At 66.3% G+C, this 4,257-nt stretch carries 4 protein-coding genes; all 4 read left to right on the top strand.

The genetic code is table 11. The features are described 5' to 3' along the window. Positions 1-26: 26 nt before the first annotated feature. Positions 27-872, top strand: coding sequence for a hypothetical protein (locus tag FJY88_12325; GenBank protein MBM3288121.1), 846 nt, complete (start codon positions 27-29; stop codon positions 870-872). Between the two features lie 47 nt (positions 873-919). Continuing rightward, positions 920-1,504, top strand: coding sequence for an ATP-dependent Clp endopeptidase proteolytic subunit ClpP (gene clpP / locus FJY88_12320; GenBank protein MBM3288120.1), 585 nt, complete (start codon positions 920-922; stop codon positions 1,502-1,504). A gap of 159 nt (positions 1,505-1,663) precedes the next feature. Next, positions 1,664-2,917 carry an ATP-dependent Clp protease ATP-binding subunit ClpX gene (gene clpX / locus FJY88_12315; GenBank protein ID MBM3288119.1) on the top strand — a complete coding sequence of 418 codons (1,254 nt, stop codon included), beginning with the start codon at positions 1,664-1,666 and terminating at the stop codon, positions 2,915-2,917. A 287-nt stretch (positions 2,918-3,204) separates the two neighbouring features. Next, positions 3,205-4,257 (top strand): adenylosuccinate synthase (locus tag FJY88_12310; protein ID MBM3288118.1); only part of this gene is annotated, 1,053 nt, incomplete at its 3' end.

Here is a 4,257-nt window from a genome sequence, read left to right as displayed (position 1 = left end):
AGATGATCGCCGAGGCCCTCGAGACGATGAGGCGCAACCGGGCCGTCCTCGAGACCATCGACCGTCCGGCCGCCGACGGCGATGTCGTGCGGGCGACGCTCGAGCCGATCGATGTCCACGGCAAGAAGCTCCCCGGGGGCAAGCGCGAGGAGGTGAGGCTGGAGGTCGGCAGCCCGACGCTCCTGCCCGAGTTCAAGGAAGCCGTGTCCGGGATCTCCCGGGCCGAGGCCCGGCAGGTCGAGGTGACCTACCCGGACGACTTCCGGGACAAGGATCTGGCCGGCAAGATGAGGAGGTTCCGGCTCGTCGCCCAGGAAATCCAGGAAAAGAAGTTGCCCGAGCTGGACGACAATTTCGCGAAGGGGATCGACCCGAGCCTCGACCTGGATGGACTGAGGGGGAAGCTCCGCTTTCGGCTCGAATCGGAGGAGCTGATGCAGAGCATGGAGAGGCTCGAGTCCGAGATGGTCGACCGGCTCCTGCGGGCCAATGAGATCCGGGTCCCGGAGCCGATGATCGAATACAGCCTCCATCGGATCGCCGAGAAGGCGAAGGAGGAGAAGGGGCGGATGGACGAGGAGGAGCTGCGCCATGTCTACCGCCCGATCATCGAGCGGATGCACGGACGCGATCTCCTCTTCGAGAGCCTCACGCGACAGGAGGGCCTCCATCTGACGCAGGAGGAGGTGGACGCCCAGCTCGACACGATGGCCGAGGAAGAAGGGGTCGAGGTCGAGGTGATTCGCAAGAAGATGGAGGAGGCGGACGAGCTGCGCAGGATGCGGGAGTCGATGCAGGAGCGCAAGATCCTCGACTTCCTGACGACAGCGGCCCAGGTGACGCGGGTGCGCAGACCCCGCGTGACGAACTAGAACGGGCGGGCTTCTCGAAGGTCAGAGGACAACGGAAGGAAGGGCGGATGTCGCTAGTACCGATCGTCGTTGAGCAGTCGAGCAGGGGAGAGCGGGCCTATGACATTTTCTCGAGGCTCCTGAGGGATCGGATCATCTTCGTCGGAACGGTGATCGACGATGTGGTCGCGAACCTCGTGATCGCGCAGCTCCTCTTCCTGGAGGCGGAGGATCCCGACCGGGACATCCATCTCTACATCCACTCGCCGGGCGGGATCGTCGCGGCGGGGCTCGCGATCTACGACACGATGCAGTTCATCAGGCCCGATGTGTCGACGATCTGCATGGGCCAGGCTTCGAGCATGGGGGCTCTCCTGCTCGCCGCCGGGGCCAAGGGGAAGCGCTCGGCCCTGCCCCACTCGCGCATCATGATCCACCAGCCGATGGGCAGCAGCAGGGGACAGGCCGTCGATATGCAGATCTTCACGACCGAGATCCTGAAGCTGCGCGAGCAGCTCAATCAGATCCTGGCCGGTCACACGGAGCAGCCGATCGAGAAGATCCGCCGCGACACCGACCGGAACTTCTTCATGTCCGCGGAGGAAGCGCGGGAGTACGGGATCGTCGATCAGGTGATCGTAAAGAAGAAGTGACCGGAGGGCGATAAGAGTAGGGTGGGGCGCTGGGGGCGGCGCCGGGCGATAAGGTATAGTCTGGACGGGGATTGCAGCGGACCGCGGCCGGAGGGCATGCGGGCGGAGCCGCAGTAGGGCCGGACAGGACGGGGAGGATCCCCGCGCCGGGAGCCTGGGATGAAGAAACGCATGAGTTCACCGCATCCGATACGATGCTCTTTCTGCGGAAGGGGGCAGGAGGAGGTCGCGCGCCTCGTGAGCGGACCTTCCGTCTACATCTGCAGCGAGTGCGTGCGGCTCTGCAGCGACATCCTCGATGGGGAGGTCGAGCAGAGCGTCCCGGTGAGCCGCGAGAGCCTGCCGAAGCCCGCCGAGATCAAGAAGGTCCTCGACGAGTATGTGATCGGCCAGGAGAGGGCCAAGAAGATCCTCTCGGTGGCCGTCTACAACCACTACAAGCGGATCAACCAGCCCTCCGCCCTCGACGATGTCGAGCTCGAGAAGGGGAACATCCTCCTGATGGGGCCGACCGGCACGGGCAAGACGCTCCTCGCCCGCACCCTCTCCAAGTTCCTGAAGGTCCCCTTCGCCATGATCGACGCGACCTGCCTCACCGAGGCCGGCTACGTGGGGGAGGATGTCGAGAACATCCTGGTCCGGCTCCTTCAGGCCGCCGACTTCAACCTGGTCGCGGCCGAGCACGGGATCGTCTATGTCGACGAGATCGACAAGATCGCCCGCAAGAGCGAGAACCCGTCGATCACGCGCGACGTCTCGGGCGAGGGAGTCCAGCAAGCCCTGCTCAAGATCCTGGAAGGGACGGTGGCCAACGTCCCGCCGCAGGGGGGGCGCAAGCATCCGCAGCAGAAGTACATCGAGGTCAACTCCAAGGAGATCCTCTTCATCTGCGGCGGCGCCTTCGACGGGATCGACAAGATCGTCGCCAGCCGGATCGGCGTGAAGCAGATCGGCTTCGGCGCCGACCACAAGTCGCGCACCCAGCAGTCGATCAGCGAGCTCTACTCCAAGATCGAGCCGGAAGACCTGTTGAAGTACGGCCTCATCCCCGAGCTGGTGGGGCGGCTGCCGATCGTCGCCACGCTGGAGGACCTGAGCGAGGAGGCCCTGCTCTCGATCCTCACCCAGCCGAAGAACGCGATCGTGAAGCAGTATCAGAAGTTCTTCGACATGGAGGGGGTCCGCCTCGAGTTCGCTCCCGAGGCCTTGCGCGCGATCGTGCGGATCGCCCAGAAGCGCCAGACGGGGGCCCGCGGCCTGAGGGCCGTCCTCGAGGACGCCATGCTCAACATCATGTACGACCTTCCCTCGAAGCGGGATGTCGAGGTCTGCCTGATCACCGAGGAGGTCATCACGCAGGGGCAGGCCCCCATCGTGACCTTGAAGGAGCGGCCTCGGAAGAAGGAAGCCTAGGCCCCTCGGCCCGCCACCGCCGCTGCGGTTTCTCATACCTCGGGACCTGTCCCCTTCGCCCGACTGCTCTTGCGCCGTTTCTGCATGCGCCGAAACGGCGCGGCCGCCCTGACCTCGGGCTGCGGGGACGGGATCCCGAGGCGCGGCAGACGACCACTGCGTAATGAGGACCGAACCGCAGGGCCAAACCGCAGGGCCAAACCGGCCCTTGCGGTTCCGCCTCCCCAGAGCGCATCATTGCGGCCGTTGCCTTCCGTCGAGAGGGGCGAATAGAGAGGGGAGAATCGATGCCTGCCACGGTCATCGTCGGTTGCCAATGGGGCGACGAGGGGAAGGGGAAGATCGTCGACTACCTCTCGGGGCGCATGGACTGGGTCGCCCGCTACTCCGGCGGCCCGAACGCGGGACATACCGTGAAGCTCGGGGGGGAGATCTTCGTCCTGCACCTGATTCCCTCGGGGATCCTGCGGCCGGGGATCCGATGCGTCATCGGCAACGGCGTCGTCCTCGACATCGATCATCTTCTCGAGGAGATCAACTCGCTCGAGAAGCGGGGCGTGGGCGTGCTCGGGAGGGTGTTCCTCTCGGGGGCCGCCCACATCATCTTCCCCTACCATCGCTGGGTCGAGGAGCTGCAGCGGCAGGACGTTCGCGTCGGGACCACCCGCCGCGGGATCGGCCCCGCCTACCAGGACAAGATGGGGCGCAACGGGATCCGGCTGCTCGAGCTGCTCGACCGCCGATGGCTGCGGGAGCGCCTCGACGGCGAGCTGGCGAGGGTCGAGACGCTGCACGCGGCCTACGGCCGCCCGATGCCGCAATCGAGGCAGGAGGCGCGGGAAACCTGGAGCCGGCACTTCTCCTCGGTGGCGGCCTTTCTCGAGCCGATGATCGCCGACACCGTCACGCTCCTTCAGGACGCCTTGGATCGCGGCGAGCGGGTTCTCTGCGAGGGGAGCCAGGGGACCTTCCTGGACATCGACCTCGGGACCTATCCCTTCGTGACCTCCGCGCCGACGACCGCAGGCGGGGCGGCGACCGGCCTGGGGCTCGCGCCGAGGCAGCTCACCAAGGTGATCGGGATTGCGAAGGCCTACACGACGCGCGTCGGCAACGGGCCGATGCCGACGGAGTTCGCGCCCGCGCTGGCCGATCGCTTCCGCCGCCAGGCGGGGGAGTTCGGCGCGACGACAGGCAGGCCGCGCCGCTGCGGCTGGCTGGACCTCGTCCTTCTTCGTCACGCCGTCCGCGTCAACGGGATCCAGGAGGTCTGCCTGACGAAGCTCGATGTCCTGCGGGGATTCCGCTCGCTCAAGATCGCGACGGCCTACCGGCGCGGC

The sequence above is a fragment of the Candidatus Eisenbacteria bacterium genome, from assembly GCA_016867495.1.
In the GTDB taxonomy this organism is placed as follows: Bacteria; Eisenbacteria; RBG-16-71-46; order CAIMUX01; family VGJL01; genus VGJL01.
Note: the sequence above shows the minus strand (reverse complement) of the source record. Positions and strands in the feature narration are given on the sequence as shown.

Excerpts from the sequence above, each read along its gene's own strand:
- clpX (MBM3288119.1), top strand. The coding sequence starts at position 1,664 with ATGAAGAAACGCATGAGTTCACCGCATCCGATACGATGCTCTTTCTGC.
- clpP (MBM3288120.1), top strand. The coding sequence starts at position 920 with ATGTCGCTAGTACCGATCGTCGTTGAGCAGTCGAGCAGGGGAGAGCGG.
- FJY88_12325 (MBM3288121.1), top strand. The coding sequence starts at position 27 with ATGAGGCGCAACCGGGCCGTCCTCGAGACCATCGACCGTCCGGCCGCC.